The organism is Pseudomonas sp. MWU13-2862 (genome assembly GCF_023242495.1).
In the GTDB taxonomy this organism is placed as follows: domain Bacteria; phylum Pseudomonadota; class Gammaproteobacteria; order Pseudomonadales; family Pseudomonadaceae; genus Aquipseudomonas; species Aquipseudomonas gingeri_D.
In genome coordinates this window covers 267182-286974 of record NZ_JALMEZ010000009.1, presented here as the reverse complement: position 1 = coordinate 286974, position 19793 = coordinate 267182, and the positions used below count along the sequence as shown (strand labels likewise).

Sequence of the window (19793 nt, the reverse complement as noted above, 5' to 3'; positions counted from 1 at the left end):
CCGTTAATCTAAGCCAGTGCAAATATTCTGTTCCGGCTGGGATGCGATTTCTTTGCTTTGTTTTCGTGGTTTTCTAGATTTTTCGGGCGTTTCTACTCAGGAATGGCGTCATGCAGAAAAAAATATCCAAGCGCATCAGTCTCGATGAGACCGACCTGGCGATTCTTGAGTTGTTGCAGGAGGACGCCAGTATTTCCAACTCTGAACTCAGTGAGCGGCTGTCATTGAGCCTTACGCCTTGCTGGCGGCGGCGCAAGAGAATGGAGGAGGCCGGGGTCATCAAGGGGTATCAGGCCAACCTTGATCGGCGAATGCTCGGGCTGGATATCATGGCGTTCGTGCACATTCGTTTTTCCACCCATGCCGATCATGCACCGGACGCCTTCGAGGCGGTGATTGCGCAATTGCCTGAGGTGTTGTCCTGTCACAAGATCACCGGCGATGCCGATTATGTGTTGCAAGTGTTGGCGGAGGATCTTGATAGCTACAGTGACTTCATCGAGCAGGTGCTCAGGCGTCAGGTGGGTATTGCGTCCATCCAGTCCAGTCTGGCTTTACGCGAGGTCAAGACCAGTAGCCGTATAGCGATACCCAAATCGAGCAAAGAGTGAATTGGCAGTGGTTAAATCACATTTTCCAACCATCCTTTGACGTAGCACCTGTCGTTTTTTGTTCAAGGCCTCTTCGGAAAAAAACGGCCTCAGTCATCGCCGAAGGGGCCTGACGTCACAAAGGCACCACCCTGGTAGACCAGGCTGGGGTCATCTGCCGGCGGCATCGGTTGAGCCTCGACCTGGCTGCGGAATGGCTCGGAGCTGTCCCGGGCTTTGAAATTCAGATGCGCGGCATGGCAATTGTCCCACCACAGGTTCTGGTTGTCCGAGACGCCATAGACCACTGTATGACCTACGTTCGGTGCATACAGCGCGCACTCGATCAATTGGGTCAGGTCACCGTAACTTAACCAGGTGCTCATCATTCTGCGGTTTTGCGGTTCGCTGAACGAAGAGCCGATACGGATGCTGACGGTCTCAATGCCGTAGCGATCGAAATAGAAGCTGGCCATGTCTTCGCCGTACGACTTGGACAAACCGTAGTAGCTGTCGGGGCGACGCGGGGAGTGTGCATCCAGTCGATGGCCCTGTTTGTGGAAACCGATCACATGATTGGAGCTGGCGAAAATCACTCGTTTTACATTGTGGCGACGTGCTGCTTCATAGATGTGGAATACGCCGCAGATGTTGGCGCCGAGTATGTCTTCGAAGGGGCGCTCCACCGAAACGCCGCCAAAATGCAGGATGGCATCCACGCCTTCGACCAATTGGTCAACGGCGTGTTTGTCGGCAAGGTCACAGAGCTGAAGCTCTTCACTCTTGTCCAGCGCGGGTGCCATTTCAGTAATGTCGGAGAGGCGCAGAATCCTGGTGAACGGGCGCAGGCGCTGGCGAAGTACCTTGCCGAGTCCGCCTGCGGCACCTGTCAACAGAAGGCGATTAAAGGGTTGATGCGCCGTCGTTTCGGTCGTCATTGGTGGGTCACTCTCAGGTATTCATGGTTGCATTGTGGGTTGTCGTACAAAGTGTTTGATTGTCGGCAGCCACTTTCAAGGCTGTCAACGCGGGTTGCAGGCAAGATGGCCTCGGCCGCACCAGGTCCGCGGCCAAGGCTTCAGCATCTGCGGTTTTAGAGCAGGGAGATCGGGTAGCTGATGAAAAGGCGATTTTCATCGAAACCATTGATATTAAAGTTGCTGCGAATGCTCGAGTTACGCCATCTCACGTTGAGATTCTTGAGTGTTCCGCTTTGTATGGTGTAGGCCAGCTCCGATTCCCGTCCCCACTCTTTGCCATCGTCCCGGCCTCCGGCGTGGACATTGTCCCCGCTGATATAGCGGTTCATCAGTGTCAGGCCGGGTATCCCGAGCGCGACGAAGTTGTAGTCATGGCGCAACTGCCAGGATTTCTCCCGGGCGTTGTCGTAACTGTTGTTGTAGCTGTCGTTGGCCAGGGTACCGCCGCTGGTACCGTTGACCCGCATCCAGGCGCTGTCACCGGTGAGCTTCTGCAAGCCGAGATAGAAGGTGTTGCCGCCGTACCGGGCCGAGAACATCCCGGACCAGGTCTTGTTCTCCAGTTCGCCGGCCCGGGCGCTGCCGTCGTCCTTGCCGTAGAAGAAACCGAGGTTGGCGCCCAGGGTCCAGTCGCCCAGCGGTTGGCTGTGCACCAGATTGATGTACTGCTGGCTGTAGATGTCCTTGAGCTGGGCATTCCACACGCCGATCAGGGTGCGCTGGTCGTTGAAGCTGTATTCGCCACCCTGGAAGTTGAAGCGGTCGGAGGTGATGCCCGGCTTACCGTTCATGGACATGGCGGTCATGCTCGAGTCGTTGCGTGGGCTGTTGTCCTGGAACTGCCCCCCGTAAAGGGTCAGGCCATCGATTTCCTTCGAGGTGATCTGGCCGCCGCGAAAGGTCTGCGGCAGCGAACGACCGTCGTCCGAGCGCAGGATCGGCAACACCGGCATCCATTCGCCGATCTTCAGCTCCGTCCTGGAAATCTTCGCCTTCGCGGCCACGCCCAGTCGACCGAAGTTACTGGCAGGCTCACCGTCGTTGTCCAGTGGCAACAACTGTGTACCGCCGGTACCTCTTCCCCCGTCCAGCTTGACCGAATACAGGCCCAGAACGTCCATCCCGAAACCGACCGTCCCGGGCGTGAAGCCTGAGCGCGCATCAAGAATGAAGCTCTGTGTCCATTCTGCGGCGGTGCTCTGCTTATGAGCCGGATTGGTGAAGTTTCGGTTGAAGTAAGCGTTGCGCAGATTCAGGCCGGCTTGGGAATCGTCGAGAAAGCCTTCTGCGCTACACGTCTGCGGGAGGGCAAGGATCAAGCCTGTCGCCGCGAGCGTAGTGGTGAGTCGAGTAGGACGGATTGTCATTATTGTTGTGCTCCTTGTTAAGCGAACGCATTCCGCATGCGCCATGAATGGCCTTCTGTGAGCGGAAAACGGTATGGGGCCACCATGGCGACTTGAACGGGAGTCGAGTCGTGTCTGACTAGCGTGCTAGGTGGTTCATGAAATCGCTTTCAAGGAGGTGCGCGTGATTTGGAGCGAACGGCCCTTTGGATGCCAGCGAGAGGAAAGGGGCGTAATGGGAGGGAAGCGTCATCAATATCTCCTTTTTTATTTTTATCTTTGACATACGTTGTCGTACAACATATTTCGATTATTAAAATATCCCTGCGCTATTGTCAATAGACCGAAAAGCAAGCGATGGCGATACCGGGTAGAGCCGTATTTAAGGAGCCTGAATAGGGACGGGTAAGGTCTGTAATAGAGGCGGTTGTTTTTCCGATTGACAGCACGGAGATGAACTGGCTATAAAATGATTTGTTGTACGATGACGTATGACGATTTTGCTTCCTAAGAGTAAGGACAACTCCTGCCGCCAGGCGCGGAGCATGTACACCTCCAATCTAAAAATAATTAAGGTGAAGGGATGAAAATCAAAGGCATCCGTTGGTGGATGGTCGGGCTGGTGACAGCAGGTCTGATCGTCAACTATCTAGCCCGCAACACCTTGTCAGTGGCCGCGCCAACGCTGATGAGCGAGTTGAGTATTTCCACCGAGCAGTACTCGCACATCGTGGTCGCGTGGCAAATCAGCTATGCGCTGATGCAGCCCGTGGCCGGGTACATCATCGATGCCATTGGCACCAAAATGGGCTTTGCCATTTTCGCCATAGCCTGGTCGGCGGCCTGTGCCTCGGCGGCACTGGCTACGGGCTGGCAAAGTCTGGCATTTGTACGCGGCGTGCTTGGACTGACCGAGGCTGCGGGTCTGCCTGCCGGGGTGAAGGCCACCACCGAATGGTTTCCAGCCAAAGAACGCTCGGTCGCCATTGGCTGGTTCAATATCGGCTCATCCGTGGGGGCTCTGCTCGCGCCGCCGCTGGTGGTGTGGGCCATTTTGCAAAGCGGCTGGCAATTGGCATTTCTGATCGTCGGTGGGCTGGGTATCGTCTGGAGCGGGCTCTGGCTTTTGTTGTACAAGCACCCGCGTGATCAGCTCCATATGAACGACGCCGAGCGTGATTACATTCTGGCCGGCCAGGAATCTCACTTCAAAGATGCCGCCCCGGAAAAAGGCAGTTGGAAGAAGATCATCACCAGTCGTAATTTCTACGCGATTGCCTCGGCCCGAATTCTCTCGGAACCCGCCTGGCAGACGTTCAATGCCTGGATCCCCTTGTACTTGATGACCGAGCGGCACATGAACATCAAGGAGATCGCCATGTTCGCCTGGCTGCCCTTCCTGGCAGCCGATATTGGCTGTGTGCTGGGGGGCTACCTGAGCCCGTTGTTTCATCGCTACTGCAAGGTGTCGCTGTTTACGTCGCGCAAGCTGGTGTTGCTGTTTGGCTGTACCTGCATGATCGGTCCGGCCTGCATTGGCCTGGTAGACAGCCCTTACACGGCCATTGCGTTGCTGTGTGTAGGCGGCTTCGCCCACCAGACCTTGTCGGGGGCGCTGTATGCCATTACTTCGGACTCTTTCGGCAAAAACGAGGTGGCCACGGCGACGGGCATGGGCGGTATGTTCGGATACCTGGGCGCCGCGGCCTTCACACTGGTGTTCGGCGTTTTAGTGACAAGAATCGGCTACAGCCCATTGTTCGTGGTACTGGCCATTTTTGACATTGTTGCTGCCATCGTGGTTTGGAATGTCGCTCGTGCGATTACGCCAGAACCCGAGTCAGCAGCACCTGGAGTGGCTCAATCCGCAGCGGGCTGTTGATCCGGGTGCCCAGGCGCTGGCGCTACTCGATGGCTTCATAGGGCAGCCCGACATAGTTTTCCGCAATCGTCTTGCGTCCGGCGGCCGAGCCTGTGAAGTAATCGAGTTCGCTCTTCTGGATACGCTGGCTGAAGGTATCGGTATCAGGAAAACGGTGGAGGATCGAGGTCATCCACCAGGAGAAGCGTTCGGCTTTCCAGACCCGACGTAGGCAGATTTGCGAGTATTTCTCCAGCAAGTCGGTGCGACCCTCGCGATAAACCTTGAGCAGGATCCGGTACAGCGTGCTGACATCGCTCGCCGCCAGGTTCAAGCCTTTGGCGCCGGTGGGCGGAACGATATGGGCCGCATCGCCGAGCAGGAACAGTCGACCATATTGCATGGGCTCGACGACAAAGCTGCGCAACGGCGCGATGCTCTTTTCAATCGAGGGGCCCGTGACCAATTGCTCGGCGATAGCGCTTGGCAAACGGCGCTTGAGCTCTTCCCAGAAACGTTCGTCCGACCAGTCCTCGACCTTTTCCTCGGCGCCCACTTGCACGTAATAACGGGTGCGCATCGGCGAGCGCATGCTGCACAAGGCGAAGCCTCGCTCATGGTTGGAGTAGATCAGTTCATGGCTGACCGGCGGGGTGTCGGCCAGGATTCCCAACCAGCCAAAGGGGTAGACCCGTTCAAAAATCTTCAGCGTCTCTGCCGGTATCGATTGTCGGGATACACCGTGAAAGCCGTCGCAGCCGGCAATGTAATCGCAGTCCAGGCGCACGGTCTCGCCGTGATGTTCGAAGGTCACGTAAGGATTGTCGCTCTGCATGCCGTGGGGCTGCACATTCTCGGCCTCGTAAAGAGTCGTTGCGCCCACGGCGGCGCGTGCGTCCATCAAGTCACGGGTGACTTCGGTCTGACCGTAGACCATGACCGTTCTGCCCTCGGTCAGTGCCTTGAGGTCGATGCGTTCACAGCGTCCGTCGAAGGCCAGTTCGAAGCCGTCATGCACCAGGCCTTCGGCATCCATGCGCGCGCTGACACCGGCTTCGCGCAACAGATCGACCATGCCTTGTTCCAGCACGCCGGCGCGAATTCGCGAGAGGATGTATTCGGGATTCTTGCGTTCGACGATGACGTTGTCGATGCCGGCACGATGCAGCAGTTGACCGAGCAAAAGGCCAGAGGGGCCGCAGCCGATGATAGCGACTTGGGTTTTCATGGAGGGTAGTCCTGTCTGGTACCGCTGAAGGCGTTGGGCCTTGCCGGGCACTGTTGTTTTTGTCTCCTGTATTTTTAGTGGCTAAAGTGCGGATATGAAGGCAATATCCGATGCATTCCATGGACTTTTCGTGGATCGTTGTGGAGGGGAGGTAGATGTCGAAATCATCCGCTGTGCCTGTTCCGGTGTTCAAGCTCTACGGCGAGACCGGCGCCTGGCCGACCCCTGACTTGATCCATTGCGAGTCGATCCCCGAGCGCAGCAAACTGCATGGCTGGGAAATCAAACCCCACCGGCACAGCGACCTGGTGCAGTTGCTCTACGTGCAGGCAGGGCAGGCGACACTGAAGGTCGAAGACGAGATCCACCACATCGATTCCGCTGCGCTGCAAGTCGTGCCGGCGCTGTGTGTGCACACCTTCAAGTTCTCCGAGGATATCCAAGGCCACGTACTCAGCCTGGCACAGCCCCTGGCCGAACAACTCGGCGCTTCGCTCAACAGTCCGGTATTGACCACGGCGGCCTGTTACCCGATCGGCTCCGCGCATTCGTATCTGGACACGCTGTTTTCAGCCGTCACCCGGGAATACGGTGAACACCAGCCCGGCCGTGATCCCATGCTGCAATCGTTGATCACGGTGCTGTCCATCTGGCTCAGTCGCCGCAGTCTGGAGCGCACGCCGCCGGACGCCTTGCCGCTTGAACGGGGCCGCGAGCATTTGCAGATGTTCACCCGGACACTGGAACTGCGCTTTCGCGAGCATCTACCCATCGAGCACTATGCGGCGACGCTGGGGATCAGCACGGCTCACCTCAATGCCTTGTGCCGACGCCTCTGCGGGCAATCGGCATTGCAGATGATCAACCAGCGGCTGCTGCTGGAAGCCAAGCGCGATCTGGTCTACACCGCCATGACCATAAACCAGGTGTCGGACAGCCTGGGCTTTTCCGAACCGGCCTACTTCTCGCGCTTTTTCAAGCGCGGCACGGGGCAGTCACCGAAACAATTCCGCATCCAGCGTTAGCGGATGCCAGATCTCGAAGGCGGCGTGTGGAGGTGTTGCGCGAAGTAGGGCTGGAATATGGCGAGGATCATTATCCATAACCATTTGGATATGGATGAAGTTGGTTTTTTCAGTTTTGGCGGGGGCACTATCAAAGGAGACTGAGGGACAGACTGCTATCCAAGCAGCTCTTACCTCTAACAATAAGGAGCCCGACATGTCTGATGCGGACAACAGCCGCTTCGTCATTCGTGACCGCAATTGGCACCCCAAAGCCCTGACGCCTGACTACAAGACCTCGATCCTGCGTTCCCCGCGCCAGGCCCTGGTGAGCATTCCCCAGTCCCTGTCGGAAACCAGCGGCCCGGATTTCTCCCATTTGAAGATGGGCGTGCACGATAATGATCTGCTGTTGAACTTCAACCAGGGCGGCCTGCCCATCGGCGAGCGCATCATCGTCGCCGGTCGCGTCTGTGACCAATACGGCAAGCCGGTCCCGCATACCCTGGTGGAGATGTGGCAAGCCAATGCCGGTGGTCGCTACCGACACAAGAAAGACAGCTACCTGGCGCCCATCGACCCGAATTTCGGTGGCGTTGGCCGGGCCCTGACCGACCGTGACGGTCATTACAGTTTCCGCACGGTCAAACCCGGTCCGTACCCGTGGCGCAACGGTCCCAACGACTGGCGTCCGGCGCATATCCACTTCTCCATCAGCGGCCCGTCGATTGCCACGCGCTTGATCACCCAGCTGTATTTCGAAGGCGATCCGCTTATCCCCATGTGCCCGATCGTCAAGTCGATCGCCAATCCGGAAGCGGTGCAGAGCCTGATCGCCAGGCTCGATATGAGCCTGGCCAATCCCATGGATTGCCTGGCTTATCGCTTTGATATCGTTCTGCGCGGCCAGCGCAAGACCCACTTCGAAAACCGCTGAGGAGGCACGCACATGCCCGTTCAACTTCTGCCTGAAACCCCTTCGCAAACCGCCGGGCCTTATGTGCATATCGGCCTGGCGCTGGAGGCTGCCGGCAACCCGCCCCGCGAGCAGGAAATCTGGAACGAGATGGCCAAACCCGGTGCGCCGGGCGAGCATATTCTGCTGATGGGGCACGTCTACGACGGCAATGGCCATCTGATTCGCGATTCGTTCCTGGAGTTCTGGCAGGCCAACCACGAAGGCGTCTATGACAGCGATTACAACCTGGAAAAGCCCTTCAACAGCTTTGGCCGCACCGCGACCACGGATGTCGGCGAGTGGACGCTGAACACCATCAAGCCCGGCACGTTGAACAACGCCGCGGGGGTACCCATGGCGGCCCATATCAACGTTTCGCTGTTTGCCCGGGGCATCAATATCCACTTGCAGACCCGCCTGTACTTCGACGACGAGGCCCAGGCCAATGCGCTCGATCCGGTATTGAATCTGATCGAACAGCCGCAACGCCGTGAAACCCTGATTGCCAGGCGTTGCACGGTCGACGGCAAGCTGGCCTATCGTTTCGACATTCATGTCCAAGGCGAGGCGGAAACGGTGTTCTTCGACTTCTAAGGTTGTGGCTTGCGTGCAGTTGCAGGGCGCTTGCCGATGCAAGCGACCCGATAATAATAAGAAGAAGGAAATGTCTGTATGTCGTTATTAGCCCCTGTGCCTGTGGCGGGCACGCTTGATGTTCAGTTGTTGATCAACACCAAGCCACTGTCCAGCTATCAATGGCGGGTGGTGCTCCTGTGTTTCCTGATCGTCTTTCTCGACGGCCTGGACACCGCGGCCATGGGCTTTATCGCCCCGGCCTTGAGCCAGGACTGGGGCATCGATCGCGCCAGCCTGGGGCCGGTGATGAGTGCCGCGCTGATCGGCATGGTCTTCGGTGCCCTGGGTTCCGGCCCCCTGGCCGACCGTTTCGGGCGCAAGGGGGTGCTGGTGGTGGCGGTGTTTCTGTTTGGCGTGTTCAGTCTACTGTCGGCCTACAGCAGCAATATCGACCAACTCCTGGCCCTGCGTCTGTTGACCGGCCTGGGCCTGGGGGCGGCAATGCCCAATGCCACCACGCTGCTCTCCGAATACACCCCCGAGCGGCTCAAGTCGTTGCTGGTGACCAGCATGTTCTGCGGTTTCAATCTGGGCATGGCCTGTGGTGGGTTCGTCTCGGCGAAGCTGATTCCGCTGCTGGGTTGGCACAGCCTGCTGATGCTCGGCGGGATCCTGCCCCTGGTGCTGGCCGTGGTGCTGTTGTTCCGGTTACCGGAGTCGGCACGCTTCCTGGTGGTGCGCAATCGTGGCGTGGAGCGGATTCGCCAGGTGCTGGCGCCGATTGCGCCGCTGGAGGTCGCGGCGGCCACCGGCTTCAGCGTGCCGGAACAGACGGTGGTGCAGAGCCGCAACGTGCTGAAGGTGATTTTCTCCGGGGCTTATAGCGCCGGTACCTTGCTGCTGTGGCTGACCTATTTCATGGGTTTGGTGATCGTCTACCTGTTGACCAGTTGGTTGCCGACCCTGATGCGTGACAGCGGCGCGAGCATGGAGCAGTCGGCCTTTATCGGCGCGCTGTTCCAATTCGGCGGTGTGCTCAGTGCGGTGGGTGTGGGCTGGGCGATGGATAAATTCAACCCGCACAAGGTCATTGGCATTGCTTACTTGTTGGCCGGCGTCTTCGCCTGGCTGGTGGGGCAGAGCCTGGGCCATGTCAGTGTATTGGCCGCCTTGGTGCTGTTGGCCGGCATGTGCATCAACGGCGCGCAATCGGCGATGCCATCGCTGGCCGCGCGTTTTTACCCCACCCAGGGTCGCGCCACCGGCGTGTCGTGGATGCTCGGTATCGGTCGTTTTGGTGCGATCCTCGGGGCCTGGGCCGGGGCGACGTTATTGGGCCTGGGTTGGAACTTCGAACAGGTGCTGACCGCGCTGGTAGTGCCGGCGGCCTTGGCGACCCTCGCGGTGGTGATCAAGGGGCTGGTCAGCCATGCAGACGCGACCTGAGAGCGCCTCACTGTTTTTCATGAATCCTGGAGCTGTGGTTTGAACAGACCGACGAATCAACTTTTCGATGCCTATTTCACCCAGCCGGCGATGCGGGCGATTTTTTCCGATCAAGGCCGGTTGCAAGGCATGCTCGATTTCGAAGCCGCCCTGGCGCGCGCGCAAGCCAGCACCGGGTTGATACCCCAGGAGGTCGTTGGTGATATCGAAGCGGCCTGTAGCGCGCAGCTGTTCGATGTCGACGCGTTGGCCGTGGCCATCGGTAATGCCGGCAATTCGGCGATTCCGCTGGTCAAGGCGTTGGGCAGGAAGATTGCCGTGGCCAACCCGACCGCTGAGCGCTACGTGCATATGGGGGCCACCAGTCAGGATGTGATGGACAGTGGCCTGGTGCTGCAACTGCGTTCAGCCATTGCGCTGTTGGAAGGTGATCTGGAGCGTTTGGCCGATGCGCTCGCCGAGCAGGCCGCGCGCCACGCGAACACCCCGCTGGCCGGGCGTACCTGGCTGCAACAGGCGACACCCGTGACCCTGGGCATGAAGATCGCCGGTTGGCTGGGCGCTATCACTCGCCATCGCCAGCGTCTCGCTGAAGTCAAACCGCGTTTGCTGTGCCTGCAATTCGGTGGGGCTTCCGGCAGCCTGGCGGCCTTGGGCGACCAGGCTTTTACGGTGGCCGAAGCCCTGGCCGATGAGTTGAGTCTGCACCTGCCTGAGCAGCCTTGGCATACCCAGCGTGATCGCCTGGTGGAATTCGCCAGCCTGCTGGGGCTGATCGCCGGCAGCCTGGGCAAAGTCGGACGCGATCTCAGTTTGCTGATGCAGACTGAGGCGGGTGAGGTGTTCGAGCCGGCCGCGCCGGGCAAGGGCGGCTCCTCGACCATGCCGCACAAGCGCAATCCGGTCGCCGCGGCAGTCATGATCGGTGCGGCGACCCGGGCCCCCGGGCTGGTGGCGACGATGTTCAGCGCAATGCCGCAGGAACATGAGCGCAGCCTCGGCCTGTGGCATGCCGAATGGGAAACCCTGCCGGAGCTCTGTTGCCTGGTGTCCGGCTCGCTGCAACAGGCCTTGCAGGTGGTGCCAGGGTTGGAAGTCGACGCCGGGCGCATGCTGCAGAATCTGGAGTTGACCAAAGGGCTGGTGCTGGCGGAAGCCGTGAGCATTGCCTTGTCCCAGCGTATCGGCCGCGATGCGGCGCATCATCTGATCGAACAATGCTGCCGCCGTGCGGTGGAGCAGAGCGAGCACTTGCGCCAGGTGCTCGGCGCCGAACCGCAAGTGACCGCGCAACTGTCCGCCGAGGCGCTGGACCGCCTGCTGGACCCGGCTCATTACCTGGGGCAGTCACAGCGCTGGGTCCAACGCGCGCTGGCCGAACATCGCGCTTTCAAACCTTAGAAAAGGATCCTGCAATGGACGAACAGCAACGTTATGAAGCCGGCATGAAAGTGCGCCGCGAAGTGCTCGGCGATGCCCATGTGGATCGTAGTCTGGAACATCTGACGCCGTTCAATGGCGAGTTCCAGGAGATGATTACCCGACATGCCTGGGGCGATATCTGGACCCGCCCCGGGTTGCCACGGCACACCCGCAGCCTGATCACCATCGCCATGCTGATCGGCATGAACCGCGAAGGGGAGCTGCGCCTGCACTTGCGCGCGGCGAAAAACAACGGCGTGAGCCGCGACGAGATCAAGGAGGTGTTGATGCAGAGCGCGATCTATTGCGGCATTCCCGCGGCCAACGCCACCTTCCATCTGGCTGAGGCGGTTTGGGCGGAGATGGATGCCCAGGCGTGAGGTAGTGGTACTGCAGCGTCGTCATTAGCCATTTTCGGCACAATAGCGCCAGTGGTCGATGTCGCGGAATGGAACTTGCCTGAGCAACTGCCTGTAAGCCTTGTGTGCTCAACGGGAACCGTCCATGAACAATAATAATTCAGCCGTGGAAATCACCACGGCAACTTCGAGCATGCCTTCAGCGATTCAGCGATATCACACCCATGATATCGATCAGCATGCGCGTAACATGGGTGGCTGGCAGGTGCGTTACGACCAAATGACGCCAGGGCGCTTCGAGGGCGAGTTGATCGAATTCCGCGCCGGCTGGATGCAGCTGGTGCGCGACCGCACCAATCAGTCCATGCTCAAGAGTGGTAGCGCCTGGGCGGGGGCCATCACCTTCAGCGTGCCACTGAGCTCACAGGGTCCGGTGTTTTGTGCTGGGCATCCGATCCATGAGCAGAGCTTGCTGGTGGCTCATGGTGAGCATTTGCCTGACCTGCGCATCCCCGAACATCTGGACCTGTTGGGCGTGGCGGTTGAAATCCAGGCCCTGGAGCATGTCCTGGAGCGCCAGGACAGCAGGTTTCGAATTACCGATCTTCCCAGTTGTTACCGTTTGGGCACTTCCTCGGTGCAAGCCGAGCTGACGCTGCTGTTCGATGAGTTGGCGTGTGCTGATCAGGGGCGCGACAACCTGCTGGGTTATGAGGCGATTCGTCATGGGATCCGCGACGCGGTGATGGTGCGGTTGCTGGAACTGGTGGCCCCGGACCAGGCGCCACCCCTCAATCCGACGGCGCGCAAGCGCATGGTCGATCGTGCCCGGGAATATGCGCTGGGACATCTGGACGCGCCCCTGTCGATCCTCGACCTGTGCAATCACATCGGCGCCAGCCGGCGCAAACTCCAGTACTGTTTCCAGGAAACCCTGGGTATCAATCCCGTGGCCTACTTGCGGGCACTGCGCCTCAACGCGGTGCGCCGCGAGCTGGGTGACCGCCCCTATGAGCACGGGGTGCAAGAGGTGGCGGCACGTTGGGGCTTCTGGCACCTGAGTCGCTTTGCCAGCGATTACCGGACGCTGTTCGGCGAGACGCCATCGCAGACCTTGCGTCGCCATCAACTGTGCTGAAAACGGATAACCCGCTTCCCGGGACCGTTACTAGGATGGCCCACACCATTTGATTGGGAGGGGCATTCGATGAATCACCACAAGAATAATTCAAGCATTCGCCGCGTCACCTTGCTCACTTCGGCGCTGTTCGGTTTGTGCGCCACCGCGCAGGCGACTGAAAACGGTGCACCGACCACCGCCGTGGGGGTCTATGACTTCGGGGCGGGGATGATGCCGCCGGCCACGCCGTTCGGTACCCTGGGCCTGCGCACCGCCTTTTATTCGGCCCATGTGCAGAAAGACAGCCAGGGGCGCTCGGTGGACAACAAGTTCTCCCTCGACGTGCTGTCCCTCGGCCTGGCCTATATGCGCATGACGGACTATAGCGTGTTGGGTGCCAAATACGGCTTTGGCGCGGTGGTGCCTTTCTTCAAGATGGATGCCTCTCTGGAGGTGCCAACACCGGGCGGCCCATTGAAGCTGGCGGCCGATCCGTTCCGTATGGCCGATGTGCAGTTGCTGCCTCTGATTCTGCAATGGAACCTGTCGCCCAACCTGTTCATCAACACTCAGCTGCAGATCCAGACTCCCACTGGCGACTACGACAAGAACCGACTGGTTTCTCCAGGGCTCAATCACTGGACGTTTTCCCCCATCGTCAACGGCACCTACATCAGCGACAGCGGCTTCGAGGTGTCGTCGAGCTTTGAGCTGGACGTCAACACGCGCAACCCGGCCACCCACTACAAGAACGGCGTGGAGTACCGTCATGAGTTCGCCGTGGGTCAACACTTCGGCCCCTGGACAGTCGGCATCGGCGGGTATTACTACCGCCAGTTCACCGATGACGATGCCCCGGGCTTGACCCGCGGCAATCGTGCCCGGGTGCTGGCAGTGGGGCCGGCGCTCAGTTACTTCAAGCCGGGACTGCCGCCGTTCTGGCTGCACGTTTACAAAGAGCAGGGCGCGAGCAACCGCGCCGAAGGCTACACCGTCGCCTTGCGCGTTTCCCAAAGCTTCTGAGGGCCGGATCATGACCGATGTGCATTCTGCTTCGACTCTGCCGACGCCTGTCACGCGTCGGGCCAAGGGGGGCCGTGAAGGGCTGGTGCTGATGCTGGGCAGTAGCCTGACCATCATGGGCGCGGCGATGGTCGCGCCGATCCTGCCCAAACTGGGGGCCGAGTTCGCTCCGCTCAATCCCCAGGCCGGTGTGCTGCTGCCGTTGGCGGTGACCGGGCCGGCGCTGGCGATTGCCGTGTGCGCGCCCCTGGCCGGCTGGCTCGCCGATCGGGTCGGGCGCAAGGCGCTGCTGGTGTTCGCCACCGTGCTCTACGCCTTGCTCGGCGCGCTGCCGGCGTTGCTCGGGGATCTGCTCTCGATTGTTGCTGTACGCCTGCTGTTTGGGGTGGCCGAGGCCGCGGTGATGACCTGTTGCGCGGCCCTGATCGCCGACTATTGGCAGGGGGAGGAGCGCCTGCTCTACATCAATCGCCAGGTGGTCACCATCGGCCTGGTCGGCGCGCTGTTCTACGTCCTGGGTGGCGCTTTGGGCGAGCATTCCTGGCGCTTGCCGTTCCTTCTTTATCTACTGCCGCTGCTCTTGGTACCCGCCATGCTCAAGGTGCTCTGGGAACCGGTTCATGCTCAGCCGTCCGTTGAGGCACAAGGAGCGGAACGGGTGGCGGTCCTGCCGCTGGTTGTGGGTTATCTGCTGATCCTCGGCGGTATGGTTTTGTGCTTTGTGGTGCCGGTACAAACCCCCATTTTGCTGGTCGGTCTCGGCGTAACGTCGAGCACCCTGATTGGTTTGTCCGCCGGTCTGAGCCTGCTGGCGACCCTGGTCGGCTCTGTGGCGTGGCCACTGTTGCGTCGGCGTCTGGGGATCGCGGGTACCAACGGGTTATTGCTGCTGTTGCTGGGGATCGGATTGTGGCTGCTGATGCGCGGGCAAAGCTATGAGCAGGTGCTGTTGGCGGTGTTGATCCATGGCTTGGGCGCAGGGCTACTGGTGCCCAATGTCATGGCGCCGGTGATGGAGGCCCTGAGCGCTCGCACCCGTGGCCGGGGGCTGGGTGGCTTCACCGCCTGTCTGTATTTCGGTCAGTTCGTCAGCCCCCTGGTGGTGGCTGCCCTGGGTGTGTTTACCGGTGACTTGCGCCATTCCATCGCATGGCTGGCGCTTGCCAGTGTCTCTGCCGCGTTCCTTTGGGGGATTGCCGCGTGGGCGTGTCAGCGCTCGAATGCCGCCGCCGTATCCACCCCATCGTCCTTGAAATAGAGTCGGAGTATCAAGCATGCAAGATATCCAGCAACTGTTGGACAAAGAAGACGCCAGCGGCCTGGCCGCGTTGGTCAGGTGCGGCGACGTGCAGCCGGTGGAACTGCTCGATGCGGTGATCGAACGTCTGGAGAGGGTCGAGCCCCAGCTCAATGCGGTGGCAGAGCGGCTCTACGAGCAGGCCCGCGAAGCGGCGCTCGAGCCCGGGGGGCGGGAGGGGCTGTTTGCCGGTGTACCAACCTTGATCAAGGACCTGTTCGCACCGGTACGGGGAGCGGCGATGACCAATGGTTCGCTGGCCCTGGGCGCGGCGCGTGCCGATTTCGAGTCTGAGGTGGTGACCCGCCTGCGCCACGCCGGTTGCCTGATTGTCGGCACCAGCACGGCACCGGAGTTCGGTACCTCCTATTCCACCGAGTCGACGCGCTTCGGCGCGACTCGCAACCCGTGGAGTACCCGACACAGCGCCGGCGGCTCCAGCGGCGGGGCGGCGGCGTTGGTGGCGGCACGGGTGGTGCCTTTTGCCCATGGCAATGACGGCGGCGGCTCGTTGCGCGTGCCGGCGTCCTGTTGCGGGGTCTTCGGGCTCAAGCCCAGCCGTGGCTTGCTGCCCTCCGGACCGCTGATCGGCGAGGGCTGGGCGGGCATGGGGACCAACCACTGCATCACCTTGTCGGTGCGTGACAGCGCGGGGTTGCTCGATGCCACGGCCGGAATCGATCAGGGGGCGCCCTATGCCGCGCCGTTGCAGGCACGGCCTTATGTGACGGCCCTCGAGCAGGCGCCACGGCCATTGCGCATCGCCCTGGTGGATCAGCTCGGGCCCTGGCCGACCTCCATGGAGAGTCTGGCGGCGGTGCATCAGGCCGCGAGCCTGTGTGAGTCCCTGGGGCACCGGGTGGAGCCAGCTCGGTTGCCGGTGGTGCTGCCCGAGTTTCTCGACCAGGTGTTCACTATCATCGGTGCCAGCACGCAAAACTACGTCGATTTGTTGGGGAGGATGCGTGGTGCCCCTGTACAGCCTGAAGAGCTGGAGATCCGTACGCGCATCATTTTGCGCGACAAGGGTGGGGTCAGCGGCGCGCAATACGCGGCGGCGGTCGAGTGGATCCATGCCCTTGGCCGGCAATTGGCGCTGTTCATGCAAGATTACGATCTGATCCTCAGCCCGACCCTGACCCGTGAGCCGGTACCGATTGGTGAGTTGGATCTGCGGGACGCCAGCTTGAGCCTTGATGAATTGATCGAGCACTTCCACAGCTACTCACCGTTTACCGCGCTGTTCAATGCCAGCGGGCAGCCGGCAATGTCGGTGCCATTGCATTGGAGTGCGCAAGGCTTGCCCATGGGAGCGCACTTCGCCGGGCGCTTTGGCGAGGAGGCGACCTTGCTGGCCCTGGCCGCGCAGCTGGAGCAGGCCCGGCCCTGGCGCCAGCGGGTGCCGCCGGTGAATGCCTGCCTGCGCTAAGCCGGTAAACCGCTGGAGTCGACGTAGGGCGCGGTTTCCAGGGTGTGCCTCAGGTGTGCCGGCGTCAGCGGCTACTGCTGATAGACCTTCTTCAGCAGCCTGAGCAGTTCTTCGCGCTCCTGACTGTCGAGGGCGGAGGTGGAATCCAGATCGCTCTCGGTGGCGATCTGTTTCAGCTCCTTGAGCAGGGTCTCGCCGGCCTTGCTGAGAAAAATCCCGTAGGAACGCTTGTCCGGCTTGCAGCGCACCCGCACCGCCAGCGCCCGGCTTTCCAGTTTGTTCAGCAGCGGCACCACCTGGGGCGGTTCGATGGCCAGTGCCTTGGCCAGGTCGGCCTGCATCAGCCCGGGCGTCTGGTCGATGATCGCCAGGGCCGAGAACTGCGCCGGCCGCAAATCGTGGGCCGAGAGTCGCTCGATCAGGTTCTGGAACAGCTTCAACTGCGCCCGACGCATGGCATAACCGATCAGGTCGTCCAGGGCGGAGTCCAGTGGCGCTTGGGTTTCGGCGTTCTCGGCAGGGGGCTCGGGGGCGGCGGCAATCTTGGAAGACTTGGCCATTGCGGGATGGATCCTCAGGCAGGAGGTTAAGAAGACTATCTAGTTTGCCGTGGTTGCTCGGGGATAGCCATGATCTCTTGCAGATGTCCAGGCACCACACAATGTTCAGGGTTAAAAGCAATCAAGTTAATTTTGTTAATGGTTAATTGACATAACTAATTTTCAGGTTTAGTTTTTACTCATCTTCAAGCCCAGAACAAGAGAGCCCGCCATGAGCAATTACGAAGGTCGCTGGACTACCGTCAAGGTCGAAATCGAGGAAGGCATTGCCTGGGTGATTCTCAATCGTCCAGAAAAACGCAATGCCATGAGCCCGACCCTGAACCGGGAAATGGTCGATGTGCTGGAGACCCTGGAGCAGGATCCTGCCGCCGGGGTGCTGGTGCTGACGGGGGCCGGTGAAGCCTGGACCGCCGGCATGGATCTCAAGGAGTACTTTCGCGAAGTGGATGCCGGCCCGGAGATCCTCCAGGAAAAAATCCGCCGCGAAGCCTCACAATGGCAATGGAAGCTGCTGCGCATGTACACCAAACCGACCATCGCGATGGTCAACGGCTGGTGCTTCGGTGGTGGCTTCAGCCCGCTGGTGGCCTGCGACCTGGCGATCTGCGCCGACGAGGCGACCTTCGGTCTCTCGGAAATCAACTGGGGCATCCCGCCGGGCAACCTGGTGAGCAAAGCCATGGCCGATACGGTGGGGCATCGCCAGTCGTTGTACTACATCATGACCGGCAAGACCTTTGGCGGGAAGAAAGCCGCCGAGATGGGGCTGGTCAACGAAAGTGTGCCGCTGGCGCAGTTGCGTGAAGTCACCGTGGCGCTGGCGCGCAACCTGCTGGAGAAAAACCCGGTGGTCCTGCGGGCCGCCAAGCACGGTTTCAAGCGCTGCCGCGAACTGACCTGGGAGCAGAACGAGGATTACCTGTACGCCAAGCTCGATCAGTCGCGCCTGCTGGATACCGAGGGCGGCCGCGAGCAGGGCATGAAGCAGTTTCTCGACGACAAGAGCATCAAGCCCGGCTTGCAGGCGTATAAGCGCTGAAACACGTGGCGCGCAGCCGGCGCATCCGGTTGTGCGCCGCGCCCATGCCGCTTGAACGTATTCCCGATAATGACAATAAAGAGGAATCACCATGCTGGACGTGCCCCTGCTGATCGGCGGCCAGTCGTGCCCCGCCCGAGACGGTCGAACCTTCGAACGGCGTCATCCGGTGACCGGTGAGGTGGTGTCGCGGGTTGCCGCCGCCACCCTGGAAGATGCCGACGCTGCCGTGGCTGCGGCCAAGGCGGCCTTCCCGAGCTGGGCGGCCCTGGCTCCCAATGAACGACGTACCCGCCTGTTACGAGCGGCGGAGCAGTTGCAGGCCCGCAGCGCGGAATTCATCGCGGCGGCCGGCGAGACCGGCGCCATGGCCAACTGGTATGGCTTCAATGTGCATCTGGCGGCCAATATGCTGCGTGAAGCCGCGTCCATGACCACCCAGATCAATGGCGAAGTCATTCCCTCCGATGTCCCCGGCAGCTTCGCCATGGCCCTGCGCCAACCGTGCGGCGTGGTACTGGGCATCGCCCCCTGGAATGCCCCGGTGATCCTCGCCACCCGGGCCATTGCCATGCCATTGGCCTGTGGCAACACGGTGGTGCTCAAGGCGTCGGAACTGAGCCCGGCGGTGCATCGGTTGATTGGCCAGGTGTTACAGGACGCCGGCCTCGGTGATGGGGTGGTCAACGTCATCAGCAACGCGCCGCGGGATGCCGCCGCGATTGTCGAGCGGCTGATCGCCAACCCGGCGGTACGGCGAGTCAATTTCACCGGATCGACCCATGTCGGGTGCATCGTCGGCGAACTGTCGGCGCGTCATCTCAAGCCGGCGTTGCTGGAGCTGGGTGGCAAGGCGCCATTTCTGGTGCTGGCGGATGCCGACCTGGACGCGGCGGTGGAGGCCGCGGCCTTCGGCGCCTTCTTCAACCAGGGGCAGATCTGCATGTCCACCGAGCGCCTGGTCGTCGATGTCAAAGTCGCCGATGCCTTTGTCGCCCGGTTGGTGGCGAAGATCGCCACCTTGCCGGCGGGCAACCCCGACGCCGGGGATTGCGTACTCGGTTCCCTGGTGGACGCCAGTGCCGGCGAGCGCATCAAGTTGTTGATCGACGATGCCCTCGACAAGGGCGCCACGCTGCTCGCCGGCGGTCAATTGGAGGGCAGCATCTTGCAGCCGACCTTGCTTGACGGTGTCACCGATGCCATGCGCCTGTACCGCGAAGAGTCTTTTGGTCCGGTGGCCGTGGTGCTGCGTGGTGATGGCGATGAAGAACTGCTGCGCCTGGCCAACGATTCCGAGTTCGGCCTGTCGGCGGCGATCTTCAGCCGTGACACCGGTCGCGCCCTGGCCTTGGCCCAGCGGGTCGAATCGGGTATCTGTCATATCAACGGCCCGACCGTGCACGATGAGGCGCAGATGCCCTTCGGCGGGGTCAAGTCCAGCGGCTACGGCAGTTTTGGCGGCAGGGCGGCCATCGAGCATTTCACCCAGTTGCGCTGGGTGACGTTGCAGAACGGACCTCGGCACTACCCGATCTGAGGAGGACAAACC

At 60.8% G+C, this 19793-nt stretch carries 18 protein-coding genes; 14 read left to right on the top strand and 4 right to left on the bottom strand.

The features are described from left to right. Positions 1–110: 110 nt before the first annotated feature. Entirely contained in the window at positions 111–611 is a 501-nt protein-coding gene (locus M5C56_RS18330; protein ID WP_103496971.1) for an Lrp/AsnC family transcriptional regulator, read from the top strand. 89 nt (positions 612–700) lie between these two features. Here M5C56_RS18330 and M5C56_RS18325 read toward each other — a convergent pair whose 3' ends face one another. Together M5C56_RS18325 and M5C56_RS18320 are read right to left on the bottom strand one after the other, a co-directional pair. Next, entirely contained in the window at positions 701–1528 is an 828-nt protein-coding gene (locus tag M5C56_RS18325; protein WP_103496970.1) for an NAD(P)-dependent oxidoreductase, read from the bottom strand. A 155-nt stretch (positions 1529–1683) separates the two neighbouring features. Next, positions 1684–2937, bottom strand: coding sequence for an OprD family porin (locus tag M5C56_RS18320; RefSeq protein ID WP_103496969.1), 1254 nt, complete (start codon positions 2935–2937; stop codon positions 1684–1686). 562 nt (positions 2938–3499) lie between these two features. Here M5C56_RS18320 and M5C56_RS18315 point away from each other — a divergent pair. Further along, positions 3500–4798, top strand: coding sequence for an MFS transporter (locus M5C56_RS18315; RefSeq protein ID WP_103496968.1), 1299 nt, complete (start codon positions 3500–3502; stop codon positions 4796–4798). Positions 4799–4820: 22 nt separating this feature from the next. Here the strand turns inward: M5C56_RS18315 and pobA are convergent, their stop codons facing one another. Then, the gene (gene pobA / locus M5C56_RS18310; RefSeq protein WP_103496967.1) at positions 4821–6005 is read right to left on the bottom strand and encodes a 4-hydroxybenzoate 3-monooxygenase; all 1185 of its coding nucleotides are present in this window, start codon (positions 6003–6005) and stop codon (positions 4821–4823) included. 155 nt (positions 6006–6160) lie between these two features. On the opposite strand from pobA, the gene M5C56_RS18305 reads away from it, so the two are divergent. The 10 genes from M5C56_RS18305 (at position 6161) to M5C56_RS18260 (ending at position 16639) form a co-directional block, all read left to right on the top strand. After that, positions 6161–7030: a helix-turn-helix domain-containing protein gene (locus M5C56_RS18305; RefSeq protein ID WP_103496966.1), complete on the top strand. Its 870-nt coding sequence runs from the start codon at positions 6161–6163 to the stop codon at positions 7028–7030. A gap of 196 nt (positions 7031–7226) precedes the next feature. Further along, positions 7227–7946, top strand: coding sequence for a protocatechuate 3,4-dioxygenase subunit beta (gene pcaH, locus M5C56_RS18300; RefSeq protein ID WP_103496965.1), 720 nt, complete (start codon positions 7227–7229; stop codon positions 7944–7946). Positions 7947–7958: 12 nt separating this feature from the next. Continuing rightward, positions 7959–8561 (top strand): protocatechuate 3,4-dioxygenase subunit alpha, encoded by a 603-nt coding sequence (gene pcaG / locus M5C56_RS18295; RefSeq protein ID WP_103496964.1) that lies wholly within the window; start codon positions 7959–7961, stop codon positions 8559–8561. Between the two features lie 78 nt (positions 8562–8639). Next, positions 8640–9989, top strand: a complete 1350-nt coding sequence (locus M5C56_RS18290; protein WP_103496963.1) for an MFS transporter — start codon at positions 8640–8642, stop codon at positions 9987–9989. 39 nt (positions 9990–10028) lie between these two features. Then, positions 10029–11390, top strand: coding sequence for a 3-carboxy-cis,cis-muconate cycloisomerase (locus M5C56_RS18285; RefSeq protein ID WP_103496962.1), 1362 nt, complete (start codon positions 10029–10031; stop codon positions 11388–11390). Between the two features lie 14 nt (positions 11391–11404). Further along, entirely contained in the window at positions 11405–11791 is a 387-nt protein-coding gene (pcaC, locus tag M5C56_RS18280) for a 4-carboxymuconolactone decarboxylase (protein WP_103496961.1), read from the top strand. 124 nt (positions 11792–11915) lie between these two features. Next, positions 11916–12908, top strand: a complete 993-nt coding sequence (locus tag M5C56_RS18275) for a helix-turn-helix domain-containing protein (RefSeq protein ID WP_103496960.1) — start codon at positions 11916–11918, stop codon at positions 12906–12908. A gap of 69 nt (positions 12909–12977) precedes the next feature. Next, positions 12978–13913 (top strand): transporter, encoded by a 936-nt coding sequence (locus tag M5C56_RS18270; protein WP_103496959.1) that lies wholly within the window; start codon positions 12978–12980, stop codon positions 13911–13913. Positions 13914–13923: 10 nt separating this feature from the next. After that, positions 13924–15171, top strand: coding sequence for an MFS transporter (locus M5C56_RS18265; RefSeq protein ID WP_103496958.1), 1248 nt, complete (start codon positions 13924–13926; stop codon positions 15169–15171). A 16-nt stretch (positions 15172–15187) separates the two neighbouring features. Next, entirely contained in the window at positions 15188–16639 is a 1452-nt protein-coding gene (locus tag M5C56_RS18260; protein WP_103496957.1) for an amidase family protein, read from the top strand. A 71-nt stretch (positions 16640–16710) separates the two neighbouring features. Here M5C56_RS18260 and M5C56_RS18255 read toward each other — a convergent pair whose 3' ends face one another. After that, the gene (locus M5C56_RS18255) at positions 16711–17199 is read right to left on the bottom strand and encodes a MarR family transcriptional regulator (protein ID WP_103496956.1); all 489 of its coding nucleotides are present in this window, start codon (positions 17197–17199) and stop codon (positions 16711–16713) included. 211 nt (positions 17200–17410) lie between these two features. On the opposite strand from M5C56_RS18255, the gene M5C56_RS18250 reads away from it, so the two are divergent. After that, complete coding sequence (locus M5C56_RS18250; protein WP_103496955.1) at positions 17411–18241, top strand: p-hydroxycinnamoyl CoA hydratase/lyase; 831 nt, start codon at positions 17411–17413, stop codon at positions 18239–18241. A 91-nt stretch (positions 18242–18332) separates the two neighbouring features. Next, on the top strand, positions 18333–19781 hold the full coding sequence (locus tag M5C56_RS18245) for an aldehyde dehydrogenase (RefSeq protein ID WP_103496954.1): 1449 nt from the start codon (positions 18333–18335) through the stop codon (positions 19779–19781). The last annotated feature ends 12 nt before the right edge of the window (positions 19782–19793 follow it).